Origin of the sequence: Microcystis sp. LE18-22.4A, assembly GCF_027531105.1 — a bacterium.
Lineage (GTDB): Bacteria > Cyanobacteriota > Cyanobacteriia > Cyanobacteriales > Microcystaceae > Microcystis > Microcystis aeruginosa.
Genome location: NZ_JAPZRB010000228.1, coordinates 1 through 16,342, shown reverse-complemented (window position 1 = coordinate 16,342; position 16,342 = coordinate 1). Strand labels below are relative to the sequence as shown.

The following is a 16,342-nucleotide window of genomic DNA, read 5'->3' as shown; positions in this document are numbered from 1 at the left end:
TCCAATCGGTCAACATTGAAGAAGTTTGAGCGTAGCCTACTCTTTCTTGCTTTTCGTACCAAGCTTGTGTTCGTTCGTGGAGAGCTTTGTTGTAAACTAATCTTACACAGCCCAATGTGCGCCGCAATAGCGACTCTTGTTTTGGTGTGGGGTAAAATCGAAACGAATAGGCTTTTTCCATACCTCACATTCTAACACATATTTTGTAAATGCGCTAAGATTTAACAGCAAAGCCGCCGTAAAACGGCGGGGTTTCAGACCCAAAATTTCCGATGACTCTAGCAAAAATCAATGGTTTGTATAGATTTTGGCCTTGGCTCTAGGAGGAACGTGCTATCCCTACTACATAAATTAATCCCAGTCAAAACCCTTCATATGTGTCTTGTGATCGGTTTACTGACCACCCTGTTAACCGCCTGTGGCGATCGCCTGACGGCTACCAATCTCCCCACTTCCGAAACCCTTCATCTTCCCGTCGTGCAAGGCCGCATTTCTGAGGTTGCCCCCCCGGCCCTAATTCAGGAACTGCGCCCCAGTTTAGATCGTTACGCTCCCCAAGTAACGATTCTCAGTCCTCTGGCCGAACAAGTTTTCGATAACCCTCAGGTGACAGTTAAACTAAAAGTGTCGGAGCTGCCAATTTTCCAAGACGATACCCTGAAATTAGGACCCCACTTGAGCCTAATTGTCGATAATGAACCAGCAGCGGCTATCTACGACCTCAAGCAACCGATTATCCTAGAAAATCTTGCCCCCGGTACTCACACCCTCCGCGTCTTGGCCATGCGGCCTTGGCAGGAAAGTTTTAAAAATGATGGGGCCTTCGCTGAAACAACCTTTCATATTCTGACAAAAACAGGCAAAAATGCCCCTGATAACAACTTACCCCTATTAACCTACAGTAGTCCGCAGGGAATCTACGGTGCAGAACCGATCCTGCTCGATTTTTATCTGAGTAATGCTCCTCTACGTCTGTCCAATACTGCCAACGAGGATAATAGTCTTCAAAATTGGCGCATTCGTGTCACTGTCAACGGTGAAAGTTTTCTGCTTGATACTTGGGAACCGATCTATCTCAAGGGTTTTGCCAAGGGCAATAACTGGGTACAACTAGAATTCATCGATGGTAAGGGAAATAAAATCGAAAACGAGTTTAATACCAGCGTGCGCGTGATTAGTTTTGATCCCTCTTACCAAGACGGCCTTAGTCAATTAGTCCGCGGCGATTTATCCCCTACAATTGCCCGTAGCATTGTTGATCCCAACTATAAAACCATTCCCAGTCTAGAGGAAGAAACCCCCGTTATTGAGCCAGAAAGCCCAATAGTGGAAGAAACCCCCGTTATTGAGCCAGAAACCCCTATAGTTGAGGAAGAAACCCCCGTTATTGAGCCAGAAACCCCTATAGTTGAGGAAATCCCTGTTATTGAGGAGGAAACTCCTGTTATTGAGCCAGAAACCCCTATAGTTGAGGAAATCCCTGTTATTGAGGAAGAAACTCCTGTTATTGAGCCAGAAAGCCCAATAGTGGAAGAAAAACCAGTAGAGACAGAAACAATCGAAAAGGTAGAGGAAACCCCTGAAGCGATCGAATCTCCCTTAACCACCATACCGGAGACAAAGGAGATTAACGAACCGGCCTCTAGTATTTAGCCTCCGGTAGAAGTGGAACCTATTCCCGAACCCCAGAACAATAGCGAGCAAAAAATCACCATTTTCGATCGCATTCAACAAACCTTAAATCGTTTCCAGTTACCCTCTCCCCCAGCAGAAACAGATATCGAACTACCCATCCTCGATCCTGAATTATTCACCAATATCGATCGATCTTAAAGCCTAGCTTCATCCGGTTTTCAGGGAATAGGGTAATGGGGAAGTGGGGAGGTGGGAATTATGAATTAGGAGGTGGGGAGGTAGGGGAATGGGGGAATTTCAACTAAAACCCTAAAACCCTAACACCCTAAAACCCCAACACCCTAAAACCCTAAAAACCCAACCCCCAACCTCCAACCGCTCGATCGAGAAATTATTAAACAAATATTTCGCAATATAGACAAAATTGGGAACTAAGTTATAATCTAGAACGTCTCTAGGTAATTTACTAACTTTTTGCTTGAGGTAATTGTGTTTAACAAAATTTCCCTTGTCGCTGGTTTTGCCGGTTTAGTTGCCCTAACCACCGTTGGTGCTGTACCCGCACAAGCAGGACCGGAAAATAACGAAATCCTGATCAGTCAACTGCGCGGCCATAACACCTACAGAGGTGAGCCGCAACTTAACCCCGGTGACTATGTACTAGGTCGCGTCCGGGGAACCGTGGGTGGAATTCTGTCCATCCAATTGATCAGACCTGTGACAGTGGATGGCAAAGAAATTTTCAGTGGCGACTTTGCTGACGGAACCACCGCTCGTATTGTTGGGGATGCCACCGGTGGTGACGATGTACTATTGCAAGTGGTAGATGGCAAGTTAATTTATGTGGGTAAAGCTCGTCCCTATTGGGTTTCCCGCTTGAAACTAAAATCGGAAACCGCTACCAGCAGCAATCGCTCACAACTTTTAAGAGAACTTAACCAAAAAGAACCCGCTTGGGGACTTCCCGCTTTACCCCCGGAAACCAGAACCTTTACTGAAGTTGCTCCTCAACCCGCTCCCGAGCCTAGTGTATCTCCTATCCGCGGACTTTGGTAGTGGGAAGAAATCAGGAGAAAATTTAATACAAGTGTACCAAGTAAACCCCTCTTTTTTCTATGGAAGGGGGGGTCTTTTTTCGTCAAAAATTGAGAAATAACTGCATTTCAGCCCAGATTCTCGTCATCACATCGGTAAGGGCATGATCACTATCTAATTCGATTAATTTTACCCAAGGACGATTTATGCAATAATGGCGACTATTTTCTAGGGGAATCACCTCATCGGCACGACCATGAATAATCAGGGTGGGGAGCTGCCTGATTAACTTTTCTTGGGGATAATTAGCTAAATCCTCAATAAACTTGTAATAAATCGGCAGAGAACGACGATAACCGTAGTGATAAACCGATAAACTCCCAGATTTTTGCCAATTGGCTAGGGTTTCTGCTCCCAATTGTCCCAACCAAATCGGCCTGAAATTAAAAGCCGGAGCTAATAAAACGAGCCTTTGCACCTGAGAATAAGTTTCTGCCAGCCAAGCTGCCGTTAAACCGCCAAAACTGGAACCAATCAGAGTAACAGGAAGCTGAGATTGTTGAATCAACGGGCCGATTTGGACAATCTGACGAGTGAGAGTTAAGCTAGAAAAGTCATCACCGTTAAGATCGGGAATTTCCATTGCTAAACCCCTCTTTTGCCAACAATGTCTCAAAAATTGCGCTTTTGTTGATTGGGGGCTAGAAGCAAAACCGTGTAGATAAATATATCTGTTTTCAAGGACCGCCATTCTAGAACCAATTAGGGTCTGCTGAAAAAGTTTGCTGGTGGGGGCAGGGTGTGGGGTGTGGGGTGTGGGGTGTAGGGTTTTACCGATTTTGAGGAGGTCAATTACCTAATTTTCGGGGAAAAAGCACCTGAATTTTCCCCCTGATCACCCTCTTGCCTAGCACTTTTGGATTTCAAAAAGGTCTCAAAGTCTTACCCAACAAGATTTTTAGATTTATTCAGCCAACCCCAATTAGATTTCTTCATCTTGCTCTTTGGTAGCACTGGGAGAAGAATTATAAATGGCATCTAACTGCTGACGAGCATCTTCGACAGTGACAGAACGAATCACTAACAGAGGTTCATTAATCAGCTGTCCGGCCTCGTCCAAAAGTTCCGGATGGGAAGTCATGGGATAACCGTAGGGATTATAGGAATTACCCGATTTAGCAGGACGTTTCTGGGAATCCATGCTGACAGTAATCAGACTACGAATTAAGTTATTAATGGTCAAAAAAGCGATAACCGTGAAGGCGAGGATATAGAGTAGGTGTAGCATTGACCAAGTCTCCCATGAATTATGTGTGAATATTCCTAATTGCCAAAACTTTATGCTAAAAATTCGCTCAACTCTCTAGCTTACCAAAAAGTTTCAGGTTAAGCGTCAGTTTGAGGAGATTGATATTCTCCCCAACCCTGTAATCGACGACGACGACTGCTGACACCCCAACACTCTGCCACCAACTGATGCCAAGGCAACAACATCTTGGCCTCGATACCCACCTGACCACCTGTGGTTTTAAAGAGTAAATAAGCCGTGGCCACCTCCTGTTGGGCATTTTTGACTCTTGCCAATAAATCGTTTTGTTCCTCGAGGCTGAGAAAGGATAATCTCTCGGATTCGAGGAGGAGACGGGAACGGGAAAACCAATGGGTGAAATCCTCTAGTAGAGGTTCCAAGATGGTTTTCAGGAGTTCGTTTTCGGTGGGTTGCGAAGGGAACATTATTCTTATAATGACGATTTTGCTTACCTTAATCTTAGCGTTATTTATATTTCTTAACATTGTGACGGGAAAATTTTAAGATTTGCCCCGGCTGTAGGCGGCACTAAAGAAGTCCTGTTCACAACTAAGGGCATAACGATAGGATAAAGAGATATTTTCCGTCATCAGAGCGTATTTATCCGCCAATTCCTCTAACTGGCTTGCTAAAGCGGCGAATTCATCCCCACTATAACTATCAATCCAAGCTTGATAGGGATTCTCAGAAATCGGCTCTAAGGCTAATTGTTGACCCAGATAAGCATAAAGACGCATACAGGGACTCATCGCCACGGCAATCGCACCGATGTCACCCATCCAAGCGGTAGCGAGAAGAAAATCCGTATAGCGACGGGTGGCGTTAGCGGGCTGAACCTTTCTCAGGTCAACTCCCCACTGTAGAGCATAATTTTCGTGTAATTCTAATTCCTTTAATACCCCTGCCGCTAACCGATGAAAGCTAGTAAATCCCTGCCAATCAGGAGCTTTAGCAGCGGCGATACTGTAAGCACGGGCGAAAGATTCCAGAAAAAAAGCATCCTGACCGACATAAAAAGCGAAACAGTCCCGTTTAAGCTCTCCTGTGGCGATACCTCGCACAAAAGGGTGTTCTAGACAAGCTTGTACTAGATCTTGATGGCTGTGCCAAAGTTGCTGACTAAGCATGGGAAAATACTAATTAGGTGGACAAGGTTGGTTAAGTGGGTGGGTGGAATTAAATATAAGATGAATGTAGGTTGGGTTGAAGCATGAAACCCAACGCCCGCATGGGTTACTGAAAATGGGTAAAACCCCACACCCCACACCCCACACCCTACACCCCGTCAGTTCATTTCCTTAACCCAAACTGACGTTAAACCTGTTACAATACAGATAACTAACCAAATTTGAATTAAAAACTATGCGACTTAAGCGATGGGAGTCCCCCCGCCGTCAGGGACGTAACGACAAAGGCAAGGGCGGTTCAGCCCGACAGCGACAACTGAAAAAACAATTTAAAATGCTGTCGAAAAAACTGAAAGGGGGAGAGAGTAACATCTCTCCTCTTTTTTTGTCCCCAGCAATCGCCGCTGAAAAATCTTCCTCTGGGAAACTCTCCGTCTCCTGAAACAGTCCCAGACTTGAGCCACTTTCAGATTAGGAAAAAAAATGAAGCGTACACTTGCCGTCATGACGATGACAGTAGCTTTAACCCTCACCAGTAACCATTCTAGCCTTGCCGGAGCAATCTTCGATCGCATTCAAAAAACTGGGGTAATTACTGCCGGCGCTCGTAAAGATGCTATTCCCTTTGGTTTTGTCAACTCCCAGGGCAAGTGGGTGGGTTACAGCCTTGATATGTTAGAGTTAATTCGCAAAGAAACCGAACGGAAGTTAGGAAAACCAATTAAGTTAAAAATTGTTGAGATTACTCCCCAAAATCGCTTTGAAAAGTTGAAAACAGGGGTCATAGATATCGAATGTGGCTCCACTACTTTTACTTGGAAAAGAGAAAATGAAGTGGATTTTTCCGTTAGTTACTTTGCCAGTGGCACTCAATTACTCACCCGCAAAGGTAGTAATCTCGATGACATCGGTAGCTTGGCAGGCAGACGCATTGGAGTGATTGCCAATACTACTAATGAATCGGTAATTAAAACCCAACAACCCGCCGCTATTTTGGTCAAAGTTAAAAATCGTGGCGAGGGTTTACAAAAACTAGAAACGGGAGAAATTGATGGTTTTGCCAGTGATGGCATTACCCTGGAAGGTTTAAGGAAAAGCGCTAAAAATCCCAATAATTTAGCCATAGTTCCCTCCTATCCCTACGCCTACGAATCCTATGCCTGTACTTTACCCGAAAATGATTCTAAATGGCGCGATACAGTGAATTATACCCTATTAAAATTCATGGAAGGGATCGTTAGTGACCAACAACAAGCGGTGACAATTTATGAACGTTGGTTTGGTGAAGAGGGTGTTGTTCCCTATTCCAGAGAAACTATTAATGATTATTTTCAAGGCATTGTCAACACCTACGAATGGATTCCTTTAACTGTATTTCCCTAAAATCAAAACCTTTTTAGGGAAAGGTTCAAAAAGGCACTCTTGCAAGTGGGAATTATGAATGGGGAAGTGGGAAGTGGGGAGGTGGGTTTTTAAAGGAGGAAGGAAAATTTATTGTAATTTCTCAATGATACTGATAATGATTCTCTTTAGCTGGGGGAGATTGTTTTGAATCACTTTCCAGACGACTTTTTCATCAATTGCCCAATATTCATGTCATGAACTAATTTATCCCGCATACCTGCGATGTTTTTCCAAGGAATATTGGGATAATTAACTCTCACTTCATCAGGAATATTTTTGACTGCTTCCCCGATTATTTCAATTAATTTTACTGCCGAAAGAAATATTTCTATCTTAGTTGAAAATTCTGCAAAGCTTAGATACTGAGTCATCTTTTCTAGTTGACAAATTGCCTCTAGAATGTCTTGCAAGAAATCTCTAAATTCCCGTTGCGTCATACATAAATAACCTCGGATAAAATTCTTTCTCTCCTTCTTCCTTTTAATCCATTTTTACTGATAACATCCGCTTTTACCTTAAGTAAATCACTTAAATAATATTCCAGATCTACTAAATCTAGTAAACTAGGCGGTTCTGTATAATCTATCAGAATATTAACTTCACTATTTTCCTGCACTTCTCCTTTTACATAATCTCCAAAAATACCTAATTCACTGACATGATACTTTTCTTTTACTAAGGACTTAACTTGACCCAAAATCGCTTTAATTTCTTCTAAATTTTTCATGATGCTTACCTTCTAAGATAACGGAAAAGACTTCTACCCTACTGATCAAAATTTTATTTCCTGTATCTGTATTGTAGCAGATATCGGATGAAAGGATAAACCATACTCCTTGAAATCATGGGAATTGAGAGAGTTAGTCCAAAAATACCCCCTCAATTGACTGAATTAAGGGGGCATTTGTCGCAGATATTTATCAAGAAATTCCTCTGATGTTAAACAATCAAAATTAGCAATAATTTTGATTAATTCTCGATTTTAAGACAAAAAAATTTCTGCCGCACCATATTTGGCCGTTAGATAGATAAAAACATCTTCAGAAGGCACTAATTTTTCTGCAATTATCTGACTTGCTTCTGCTTTCATTGCAATCGTTTCTGGTATAAATAAGCAATTAAGATTCTGCCAGATTTGATCTACTATTTTGGCTGCTTTTGCCAACTCGTAAAATTTGGTTAATGATTTCCTGGGAAATAATAACTTTGATTGAAGATTGATTATTGGGGGTATAATATCCTAACCATGTAAGAATTCGCTCTTGTGGTGAGAGGGGTTTTAATTGACCAATAATATAAATATTTGTATCTAAAAAAATTCTCCTCATTCATACCGCTCCTGAAATAGTTCTTGCTTCACTTTACGAATAAGCTCTAAAATCTGTTCATCAGTGTCGATACCTGCTTCTTTAAATGCAGCTTGCATCTTAGTACGAGCTTGTTCAAATTCTACTTGTTCATTTTGATCGGGAACAATAATAACAAGTTCAATCTCTGTGTCTGTTGGCAAATCTTGATGGGGTTGCTCGATAATTAATTGTCCATCTTTGATTTTGGCTTTAGTCTGAATAAATTGCATTTTTAATTTTTCCTCAGACTCAATCTGGTTTATTATATCTATCTTATCATTTTCGAGCGACTAATGTGTAAGAGGAAGATATATAAAAAAACAAAACCCCCTCAACTGACTGAATGAAGGGGCGATCGCAAGTTTTTTATTAATGGTTTTTAGGAGACTTTTGTGGTTTCCTTTTCTGAGGGTTTGGAGGGTTTTAGTTGGCACTTTAGGGTTATCTCCATACTTTCACCCGCATTATATCAAAATGATAATCATAGCTCCAAACAGGTAGATCTAATTCGATTGAGATGATAGCAGTCAAAGCATCAACAATAGTAATAGTTTAATCAGGAAATTGTTTAGCTTTTGCTATAGCGGCGAAATACTGATTTTCTGTCGGATTGATCAGATTAGCAGATTCTCAGCAATTTTGTGTGAAATGATTGGCTTGTTCAAATCCTAATCTATATAGAAGCAAGCTGTAAATTCGGCTAAAACAGCGTCATGATTGATGGATGTGTCAGTATAGCCACTTCCTTTGGGTGCGGGAGATAAGTGAAAAGATTTTTTCGGTTTGGATAAATAGCCTTTCGCTATTAAAAATGATTCTATAGCCGTTTGTACTGTATCAGAAGAAGATACCTTATGCTCTTGATTGTAGGCGGCTAGAGCATTAATTATGGTGGTGGGTAGCTCAATCGTCACCTGTTGCATAACCAAAATCCTCTTGATTTAATCATGTCCCTATTATACAATAAACCCCCTCAACTGACTGAATGAAGGGGCATTTATGGTATTTTTAGAAGCAATTTAGCCTACTTTTGTGGTTTAGTTTTTGTCGGATTTAGAGGGTTTTAGTTTGCGTTTCAGGGTTGAAGCTGCGCCTAATGCACCAAAGGAGCCAATAGCTAAAAGTCCAGCGGTTGAGGAGGGTTCAGGAACTTCTATAGCTCCACGGCAGCTACCGGGGCAACCGCCATAGTAATAGCCTGCCGGGAGGCCGGCGGGGAAGGTGCTACCAAAATCCGACCGGGTGAATACTTGATAATCTTCATTTTCAGTACCCCCTACATGGAAAGCTAAACCTCCAAACGAAAATTTACCGGCTGTATTCCCGGCTGGAAGCACTCCTGGAGCAAAGCCACCATCGGGATTGTAAAGGTTATCCGTCGGCGAGTGACCGATCTTGTCTATGGTTGGAACACCCTTGACAGGTGCATTAAAAACGCCAGAGCCTACGGGAAGTATTGCAGTAATAGGGTTACTGATGCCGCCTTCAGTAACTGTTCCCGTCACGCCAAGGATTTTGTAGCCTGTAAAGGTATAGGCTGGAACCGGGTTTGGTACTGTCGGACCCAGGGGGGAGACGGCGGGGGGGTCCCACCCTGGGTTAGAGTAAGAAGGGGCGTTTATTGTTGTAAGCGTGTCCTCCGTAGTCAGATTTAGATCAAATAAATCACCGTCCGGAAAAGTGTAAAAGACGAACCTGAAGCTAAGTTGAGCAGCCTGAGCAGGACTTGTAGATAGTCCGATGAGTGCAGTGGTTACAGCCGCTCCAAGAATCGCGGCTGAGATGCTGTTTTTCATTTTTTTTCTTCTCAATAGTGCGGTTATCCCCTCCCAGCTAGGTTAGGCAACACCCCAACCCAACTCCAAGGGGAGACAACGGGATTATACACATTCCCCCCCCCACAACTGTATCAAAAGTTACAATTTAATAAATCCTTACATTTTTCTCCCCAACTAGGAATTCAGATTTTGGTTTTTTAATGTATATCGCATCGCTTCTTACAATTGCTGTAAATAACTAGAAGAAAGTGTCCCCAACTGTCGCTGAAGTCGTTGTCTATCAATAAGTAGCTGGTTATAATTAAATTAAAAATATATTTTAGGTTCGATCCCCCCTGCCCCCCTTGATAAGGGGGGTGCCGATCCCCCCTTAGTCCCCCCTTTAATCCCCCCTTAATAAGGGGGGGATCTGATAATTTTTAACGCCTACCTACTTAACAACAATTTGATAACATAAGGCTACTGATTCCTGATTTAAGCCTCCCTGTCCTGCGGGAATAACCATTGTTACGGGGATTTGTGCGCGACGTAAATTACTGGTTAATGGAATTACAACAACAGTGGGACAATAATAACAGGTCGAATACCAGCTTGTTCTGAACCACGACTCGGATTCAAATCAGCTAGATAAATATCCCCTCGCATTTATTGCTTATCCTCTTGTTCAAGGTGAGATAAATAATCGGGTAAAATACTTTCTGAAAAGCTAATATCCTCTTGAGCAAATTCATTTTGTAACGATTGTGCTTCCGCATCTGAAATATGATCCCATTTCTGAAAACGTGAATTTCTTTGTAAGGATTGGGCGAATTCAAGGACTTTTTGCTGTTTTTCTAGCGGTAAAGTCTTAATACTCTGCAAAATCTGGTCTTGAAGATTATTAATATGGGTGATAGACATTTCAACTTTTACTATATTTACACTAGACCGACTATTCTACCACAAAAAACGCTCTTGTTGTCAATTAGTTAGCAACAATTAAATAAGAAGATTTTGAAGGCTTTAGTTATTGGTTTTCCTCAATTTCTTGTGCTGTTTTTAATATGTCTAAATACAATATTTGATTAACACGGAAACCTGCTTTAAAAATCAAATCATCCATTAACGGCTGAATAGTAGGAATTAATCTTCTTCTTTTGGCAATTAATAAAATACCTAAAATTCCAATAGCATTCAATCCTAAACTAATTGCTTTCTTTCTGCCAGGGTTCTCGTCTATAATTACTCTATCAGCATTTGAAGAAATCGCTAAAGCTATCGTTTCTGATTCTCGTCGGTGTAATTCCTTCTGTAATTCTTCTAATAATAACCGATTCTCTAACTCTCGCTTTTCTATCCAAGATAGGGTTTGAACTTCAATAGTGCCAGGAAATGAATAACCTAATCCTGTCATTTCTTCATAAACAGCCACTGGAATAATAATTGTTCCATAGATATCATGGAGCAAGTTAAGATAGCCGATAGCAGCTAAACTGGTAATCGGAGAGGTGTTACTAACAACAATCACAGATCACCTAAGGTTTTTAAGGTTTGTAATTCTTGTTGCCAATCTACACTATCATAATTTACACAAATATTCCTCTTGGCGACTTCTTGACGAAATTCAATTAAAGATAAGTTGGCAAAATCAGCCGCTTTTGCGCTACTGATATGATAATCTCTAAACATAATGATTGCCAGTTCTAGTTGCAACAGTTGCTCGTTTTTTCCTGTTGCTTGTATAATTTCGTTGGGAATCACAATAGTCATTAAAATTTACGATATTTGTATGAACCGCCCCCATTGTATCACAAAAAAATACTTGTGATCGATTAATTAATAAAAATTAATGAATAGAAACATGGACAAAAAATACCCCCTCAACTGACTGAATGAAGGAGCATTAATTCTACTTTGGTAAGCAATTTAGCCTACTTTTGTGGTTTAGTTTTCGTCGAATTTAGAGGATTTTAGTTTGCGTTTTAGGGTTGAAGCTGCGCCGAGAGTGCCAAGGGTTAATAAGCTGAGGAATGTAGAGGGTTCAGGGGTAGCGACAGCTTCAAGTGCGTCAATGTTCTCAGTTCCTGGTTCTAATCCCGTCCAGTGCTTTACTGTGTTCTTGACATTGAAAGCTGTATCCCAGACGTGTCCACCGTGGATGAGAAACTTCGCTGAAGGTTCAGTTGATAGCCAAACAAAGATCTCCCCACCATCTAAGTCTTGTGAGGGATCGTTGTCAGTAATAATGCCATCGTTATTTCCATCGATTGGTTTGAGGCTAAAGAGGATGTCGTTTTCCCATGTCATCAGTCCATCAAGGTCAATCTTCGCATCGGTGATATCTAAACCTGGAAAAAGAGGAGTGATTGCACTGGCGATATCCGCTTTCAGAAAGAGACAATTCCCATTACTCTTGAATACACTACATCCCAAAGGATCGCCGAAAAGGGAGTAACGGTTAGCATCATCTACAGGTATTTCAGGACCTTGTAGCAGCACATCGTTGACTCTATCTTCTAAAGGCACTGTCTCATCTTGAACCGGCGCCCAAAGTTCTAAACCTTCCACGTTATTTGGTTCAACTTGGTTGATCTCTGCTGGTGTCGCCCACACCCCTATCTCTTTGTACGGGAAAGGCAAAAGTACTTTATGGTTAGGACGTTCATAGAAGATGTAGTTATCGAAAGCCGTGCGCGGTCCTCCGGGCAACCCAGTCGAAAACACGAGTGGAACTAAATCTTCGATCACTTCATAGAAGAGTAAATCCTTCCGGTTAGCCAAGGCATCGACCTGGAAAGGATCGGGTGCTGCAATGCCAGATTGAGGATTCCAAAGACCGAAAAAGTTACTCGTGTTGGTTGTCCCACCTGTCCCATCCCAGGCAATTACTTGACCAGGATTAGGGGTATGTAAGGGATTTCCATTCCTGTCTGGATCTTCGGAGTACTCCTTTCCTGGAACTTGAGGGGGAAATGGTACCTCTTTTCCACTGGGATCGACAAAGGGGCCGGGGGAGTTAAATGGTCCTGCCAATACCTGGGATGGGGCTACCGTGACACCCAGTAAGAGCCAGGAAGAAAACAAAAGTTTATGAGTGATTTTCATGATTATTGCTCCAGCAGATTTCGTATTGCGATTATCCCCTCGCCGCTAGGTCAGGCAACAGCCCAACCCAACGCCAAAGGCGGATGGCAACAGCTTACACAACACCTATTCCCTAGGGAATCTATCTTGAGAATGATTTGAAATATGCTAAGTTGAGATACGATATCACGATCGCATCTAGTCAGTACCATGAGTGAAATTAGCATCGGGGGAAAAGTCCGTCTGATTGCCATTCCCCCTTACCTGAAAACCGCCGATCCTATGCCTATGTTACGGCCGCCGGAGCTACTCAATATCGACGATATCGGCACGGTGATCGATCGCCGGCCGGGGGGTTATTGGGGTGTAAAATTCGATCGAGGCTCATTTCTGCTCGATAGCAAATATTTGGAAGCCATTTAAACCAGTTAAGTGTATCGCAGTCAAGACAACTTTGATAAATCACAAGCAAATCTAAAGAGTTAATTTATGTCTAATACTTTTCTATCGATCATTATCCCGATGCGCGAGGGATTTGGCGAATATTGGCTAGGAGAATTATTGAAAGTCAAGGGAGACATAGAATTTATTTTAGTTCATCCTCCCGGGGTTAAACCTTCCCCAGTCAATGATCCACGCATGAAACAGATTGTCTGTGCTTTACGAGGTGAAATTATTCAAAGAAGTACAGGATTTTTAAATGCCAGAGGTACTTATATTCTCACAATCAATTGCGATGAATATTTACACCCTGAGATCGTCACCTTAGTTAAAGACTATTTTGACCGCTTTCCCAATAGTTGGGTATTGCGATTAGCCAGATGTGAATTTCCCTACGGTGAACGAGAAAAATTAGAGAGTACTTGGCCAACAATTCCCGATGTAAAAAGTTTAGCTATCTGTAGCAGAAGAGAAAATAATAGTAACTTATTTAAAGAGAATAATTATTTATTAGAAGCACCGATCGCTCCTTTAGATAATCCTTTTAATCCTAGCGCCCTGATCGGGAAACGTCGAGATCACAAGGGCCCTCACATGGAAAACTTTGATAAAAAAGTTTGGAAAAACGAACTGGTACAACCGGCAGTTAAAGAGATTACCGCTTCCATGAGTGTCACCGGTCCGATTAAATATATTCCCTTTTGGTGTTTAGATAGATTACTAGGTTTATATATTCAGGCCAAGTTTTTTGAGCAAGGTAAAACTATCGGTCATTGGCTGCCAGAAATAGCCGAACAACTGCGGATTGAAGATAATCCTCCTGAGTATAAAAGAACTAAACGTTTTTACTTTATTGCCGAGGTGATTCTCCTGAAAAATTTCCCTAAATATGGTTATCTTTGGAATTTAATTCTCGCTCAAGCGACGGAAGTACCCGGACGAGCTATCGATTCCCTAAAACGCAAATTCTTGCCAGAAAAACCTTCTATATCCAAGTGATCGGTAATCCAGAATAATAATAACCTAAATTTATGGAACTATGCTCTGTTTCCCAATCTAACACCTGTTCCACACGCTGATAAATTGCCGCAGCTTCCTCACTAGAATTGCCGATACAAGTTAACCCTAATTTACCAAATTCCGACAGCGCACCCATGAGATGAAAAACTGTTCCTGTTTTACTGCTACTATCAAAATGCAAGTGATGTTTAGCAATAATATCCATTAAATCATCGGGAAGTAAACCTTTGTATTGGGGTTTGTGGAGATTATCGGAGGCAATATAATACTTTTCTTGGTGAGGTTGACTGAAAAATAATCCAGTTTCTTGATCGTATTTACCATTAGTTAAAAGCTTCAAAGTCATAAAAGGATGGGTGGTTCCTCCTTTTCGCAGATTAATTTCGATCGCCTGTAAATCCCAGACTAAAGTTTCTGGATTTTTCACAGCGACGAAATCAACTCCATAGCGTTCAATTGCTCCCTTTGCTGCCAGAATTTCCCCTATTTTTAGGCCTAATTCCTGTAATTGTAGGCGATAATTTTCATCGGCAGGAAAATGACAACCTAGATAAATTTGACCATCGGGACCGCCTAAAATTTGATCGTGAGTGGAAAGAATATTTACTTCTCCCGTGGGTGTAATATAACCTTGCACACTCGGCGATCGCTTTTCTTCTCCTTCAATAAAAGCTTCGACAATTGCCCCTAATTCAGCAATTCTGCCAGAAAAACTGTCCCAATTTTCATCCCTTGCTTGAAAACTCATCTTCTCTAATTGTTTAGCCAAGAGATTGATTCTCTCGCTTAAATCTAGACTGTTACTATCAACAATTCCCCCTAAAGGACGTAAATCTAAAACTGCATTTCCTTCTCCCGATAACCCCTCATTTAACTTAACTACCATGCGTTTTAGTTGCGGTTGACGAGACCACAAACTAGCGGCTTCGTATAACAAATCCTTGACCGTATTTACCTGTAAACTACCGTCAGGATGGGGAATATTGCCTTGACCAAAAATCTCGCGACTGCCACTTTTAGAACCCCAATACAATAAATCTGGACTACAGGCAAATAAAGGAATATCTAATTGTAAAGACAATTCTCGCTCTAAATTAGTAGAATTAAAACAAACCATGTAGGCACGATCTCGACGCAACGCTTGCCGGATTCTTGCTACTAAGCGCGGTCTGTCCAGAATTTTTTGGGTTAAAGGTTGAAAAGAGTTATCGTGAGTTGTCAGTAATAACAGACGATTATTAGCATGGGAAAAAGGAATCCCGGGCAACAATTGCAGGTAATAATCAATCACCATCCGCGCCAGTGGCTGCGCTGTTACATAGATTAAACGGGTTTTCGGGTGTCGCAACCGAATCAGAGAAAATAATAATCTTTCTTCGTAATGTAAAAAACCCGCCACTTTTTGACCGACTCTCTGATCGATACTAAAAGAAGGGACAACTAGAATATCATAATCGTATTCATCCGATTCGAGAACGTTTTCTCCCTGCCAAATCTCTTTTAGTTTTTCTTGTAATTCTTGATACCGCAGCCGCTTTTCTAGCATCAAATCTCTATCTAACAGCATGGTTTGTCCCACCTCTGTGGTTGCAGATACCTGTATCTTATCGATTTTGAGAGCCTGTCGTCTCCAGTGTCTTTCTTTTCTTAATATTCCGTTCTATTAAACCTACTCAAATCTACTCATGAGCAAATTTGACGTTAACTTCCTGCTTCACTGTAGTAGTGTCGGCACTATCTACTCTACAAGCTGACACGGTGGAACTCACCGCCAAAGAAGCTAGATTTAGACTAGCGTTCAAGTCTCGACCGCAAACTACATGGCATTGTTCACACTCAAAAACTCTTTCAGTTAAAGATAGAGACTCTTTCTTGTACCCACAATTGGAACAGGTTTTACTACTAGGAAACCACCTATCGGCTATGATTAATTCCGAACCATACAACTGAGTTTTATAATCAAGTTGTCTTCGGAACTCGTAAAAACCCATATCCTGAACGGCTTTAGCTAATTTGTGATTAGCCATCATCCCAGACACATTTAAATCCTCAATTACTATCTGGCCGTGGTTCTTGGCTAAATAAGTGGTGAGTTTATGTAACGTATCTTTACGGATATTAGCTATTTTAAAATGAAGTTTAGCTATTTGCCGTTGGGCTTTGTTCCAATTATTTGAACCT

23 protein-coding genes and 3 pseudogenes are annotated in these 16,342 nt (G+C 41.6%); 7 read left to right on the top strand and 19 right to left on the bottom strand.

Features of this window, described 5'->3' with window-relative positions:
- Positions 1–181 (bottom strand): helix-turn-helix domain-containing protein (locus O9295_RS10260; RefSeq protein WP_287705236.1); only part of this gene is annotated, 181 nt, incomplete at its 3' end.
- 110 nt (positions 182–291) lie between these two features.
- On the opposite strand from O9295_RS10260, the pseudogene O9295_RS10255 reads away from it, so the two are divergent.
- A pseudogene (locus O9295_RS10255) lies at positions 292–1,833 on the top strand (hypothetical protein).
- A 291-nt stretch (positions 1,834–2,124) separates the two neighbouring features.
- Positions 2,125–2,691, top strand: coding sequence for a hypothetical protein (locus O9295_RS10250; protein ID WP_288032880.1), 567 nt, complete (start codon positions 2,125–2,127; stop codon positions 2,689–2,691).
- An 82-nt stretch (positions 2,692–2,773) separates the two neighbouring features.
- On the opposite strand, the gene O9295_RS10245 is transcribed toward O9295_RS10250, so the two are convergent.
- Positions 2,774–3,421 carry a YqiA/YcfP family alpha/beta fold hydrolase gene (locus tag O9295_RS10245; RefSeq protein ID WP_288032879.1) on the bottom strand — a complete coding sequence of 216 codons (648 nt, stop codon included), beginning with the start codon at positions 3,419–3,421 and terminating at the stop codon, positions 2,774–2,776.
- A 48-nt stretch (positions 3,422–3,469) separates the two neighbouring features.
- Here O9295_RS10245 and O9295_RS27810 point away from each other — a divergent pair.
- Positions 3,470–3,712 (top strand): annotated as a pseudogene (locus tag O9295_RS27810) (hypothetical protein).
- Here the strand turns inward: O9295_RS27810 and O9295_RS10235 are convergent.
- The 3 genes from O9295_RS10235 to O9295_RS10225 form a co-directional block, all read right to left on the bottom strand.
- Entirely contained in the window at positions 3,653–3,958 is a 306-nt protein-coding gene (locus O9295_RS10235; protein WP_061430696.1) for a DUF2973 domain-containing protein, read from the bottom strand. The pseudogene O9295_RS27810 and the gene O9295_RS10235 sit on opposite strands and share 60 nt — an antisense overlap.
- Before the next feature lie 98 nt (positions 3,959–4,056).
- A complete protein-coding gene (locus tag O9295_RS10230; protein ID WP_081106741.1) occupies positions 4,057–4,464 on the bottom strand; it encodes a DUF2605 domain-containing protein in 408 nt (135 codons plus the stop codon).
- A gap of 15 nt (positions 4,465–4,479) precedes the next feature.
- On the bottom strand, positions 4,480–5,106 hold the full coding sequence (locus O9295_RS10225) for a TenA family protein (protein WP_061430698.1): 627 nt from the start codon (positions 5,104–5,106) through the stop codon (positions 4,480–4,482).
- Between the two features lie 235 nt (positions 5,107–5,341).
- On the opposite strand from O9295_RS10225, the gene O9295_RS10220 reads away from it, so the two are divergent.
- Both O9295_RS10220 and O9295_RS10215 read left to right on the top strand, forming a co-directional pair.
- Positions 5,342–5,548 (top strand): hypothetical protein, encoded by a 207-nt coding sequence (locus O9295_RS10220; RefSeq protein WP_002799562.1) that lies wholly within the window; start codon positions 5,342–5,344, stop codon positions 5,546–5,548.
- A gap of 41 nt (positions 5,549–5,589) precedes the next feature.
- The gene (locus tag O9295_RS10215; RefSeq protein ID WP_288032878.1) at positions 5,590–6,489 is read left to right on the top strand and encodes an amino acid ABC transporter substrate-binding protein; all 900 of its coding nucleotides are present in this window, start codon (positions 5,590–5,592) and stop codon (positions 6,487–6,489) included.
- Positions 6,490–6,597: 108 nt separating this feature from the next.
- Here O9295_RS10215 and O9295_RS10210 read toward each other — a convergent pair whose 3' ends face one another.
- The 12 genes and pseudogenes from O9295_RS10210 to O9295_RS10155 form a co-directional block, all read right to left on the bottom strand.
- The gene (locus tag O9295_RS10210; RefSeq protein ID WP_261779598.1) at positions 6,598–6,663 is read right to left on the bottom strand and encodes a hypothetical protein; all 66 of its coding nucleotides are present in this window, start codon (positions 6,661–6,663) and stop codon (positions 6,598–6,600) included.
- Positions 6,660–6,947 carry a HepT-like ribonuclease domain-containing protein gene (locus O9295_RS10205; protein WP_288032877.1) on the bottom strand — a complete coding sequence of 96 codons (288 nt, stop codon included), beginning with the start codon at positions 6,945–6,947 and terminating at the stop codon, positions 6,660–6,662. Before O9295_RS10205 ends, O9295_RS10210 begins: the two co-directional genes overlap by 4 nt.
- Positions 6,944–7,237: a nucleotidyltransferase family protein gene (locus O9295_RS10200; RefSeq protein ID WP_002757241.1), complete on the bottom strand. Its 294-nt coding sequence runs from the start codon at positions 7,235–7,237 to the stop codon at positions 6,944–6,946. Before O9295_RS10200 ends, O9295_RS10205 begins: the two co-directional genes overlap by 4 nt.
- A gap of 391 nt (positions 7,238–7,628) precedes the next feature.
- Positions 7,629–7,838 (bottom strand): PIN domain-containing protein, encoded by a 210-nt coding sequence (locus O9295_RS10195; RefSeq protein ID WP_288032876.1) that lies wholly within the window; start codon positions 7,836–7,838, stop codon positions 7,629–7,631.
- Positions 7,835–8,089, bottom strand: a complete 255-nt coding sequence (locus tag O9295_RS10190) for a hypothetical protein (RefSeq protein ID WP_004162523.1) — start codon at positions 8,087–8,089, stop codon at positions 7,835–7,837. The genes O9295_RS10195 and O9295_RS10190 overlap by 4 nt, the downstream gene beginning before the upstream one ends.
- Positions 8,090–8,527: 438 nt before the next feature.
- On the bottom strand, positions 8,528–8,782 hold the full coding sequence (locus tag O9295_RS10185) for a hypothetical protein (protein ID WP_004162525.1): 255 nt from the start codon (positions 8,780–8,782) through the stop codon (positions 8,528–8,530).
- A 114-nt stretch (positions 8,783–8,896) separates the two neighbouring features.
- The gene (locus O9295_RS10180) at positions 8,897–9,655 is read right to left on the bottom strand and encodes a PEP-CTERM sorting domain-containing protein (protein ID WP_288032875.1); all 759 of its coding nucleotides are present in this window, start codon (positions 9,653–9,655) and stop codon (positions 8,897–8,899) included.
- Between the two features lie 418 nt (positions 9,656–10,073).
- A pseudogene (locus tag O9295_RS27350) lies at positions 10,074–10,282 on the bottom strand (type II toxin-antitoxin system PemK/MazF family toxin); the annotation flags it as partial.
- Complete coding sequence (locus O9295_RS10170) at positions 10,283–10,537, bottom strand: hypothetical protein (RefSeq protein ID WP_147072783.1); 255 nt, start codon at positions 10,535–10,537, stop codon at positions 10,283–10,285.
- Positions 10,538–10,643: 106 nt separating this feature from the next.
- Complete coding sequence (locus O9295_RS10165; RefSeq protein ID WP_288032874.1) at positions 10,644–11,144, bottom strand: PIN domain-containing protein; 501 nt, start codon at positions 11,142–11,144, stop codon at positions 10,644–10,646.
- On the bottom strand, positions 11,141–11,386 hold the full coding sequence (locus O9295_RS10160; RefSeq protein WP_002770804.1) for a UPF0175 family protein: 246 nt from the start codon (positions 11,384–11,386) through the stop codon (positions 11,141–11,143). Before O9295_RS10160 ends, O9295_RS10165 begins: the two co-directional genes overlap by 4 nt.
- A 174-nt stretch (positions 11,387–11,560) precedes the next feature.
- Positions 11,561–12,721 carry a PEP-CTERM sorting domain-containing protein gene (locus O9295_RS10155; RefSeq protein WP_288032873.1) on the bottom strand — a complete coding sequence of 387 codons (1,161 nt, stop codon included), beginning with the start codon at positions 12,719–12,721 and terminating at the stop codon, positions 11,561–11,563.
- Between the two features lie 189 nt (positions 12,722–12,910).
- Between O9295_RS10155 and sipA the strand changes: the two genes are divergently transcribed.
- Entirely contained in the window at positions 12,911–13,123 is a 213-nt protein-coding gene (gene sipA / locus O9295_RS10150) for a regulatory protein SipA (RefSeq protein ID WP_002777112.1), read from the top strand.
- Between the two features lie 66 nt (positions 13,124–13,189).
- Positions 13,190–14,140, top strand: a complete 951-nt coding sequence (locus O9295_RS10145) for a glycosyltransferase family protein (protein ID WP_288032872.1) — start codon at positions 13,190–13,192, stop codon at positions 14,138–14,140.
- Here the strand turns inward: O9295_RS10145 and O9295_RS10140 are convergent.
- Both O9295_RS10140 and O9295_RS10135 read right to left on the bottom strand, forming a co-directional pair.
- Entirely contained in the window at positions 14,127–15,728 is a 1,602-nt protein-coding gene (locus O9295_RS10140) for a peptide ligase PGM1-related protein (RefSeq protein WP_288032870.1), read from the bottom strand. The two genes, O9295_RS10145 and O9295_RS10140, sit on opposite strands and share 14 nt — an antisense overlap.
- A gap of 112 nt (positions 15,729–15,840) precedes the next feature.
- Positions 15,841–16,342 (bottom strand): RNA-guided endonuclease InsQ/TnpB family protein (locus O9295_RS10135; protein WP_287709100.1); only part of this gene is annotated, 502 nt, incomplete at its 5' end.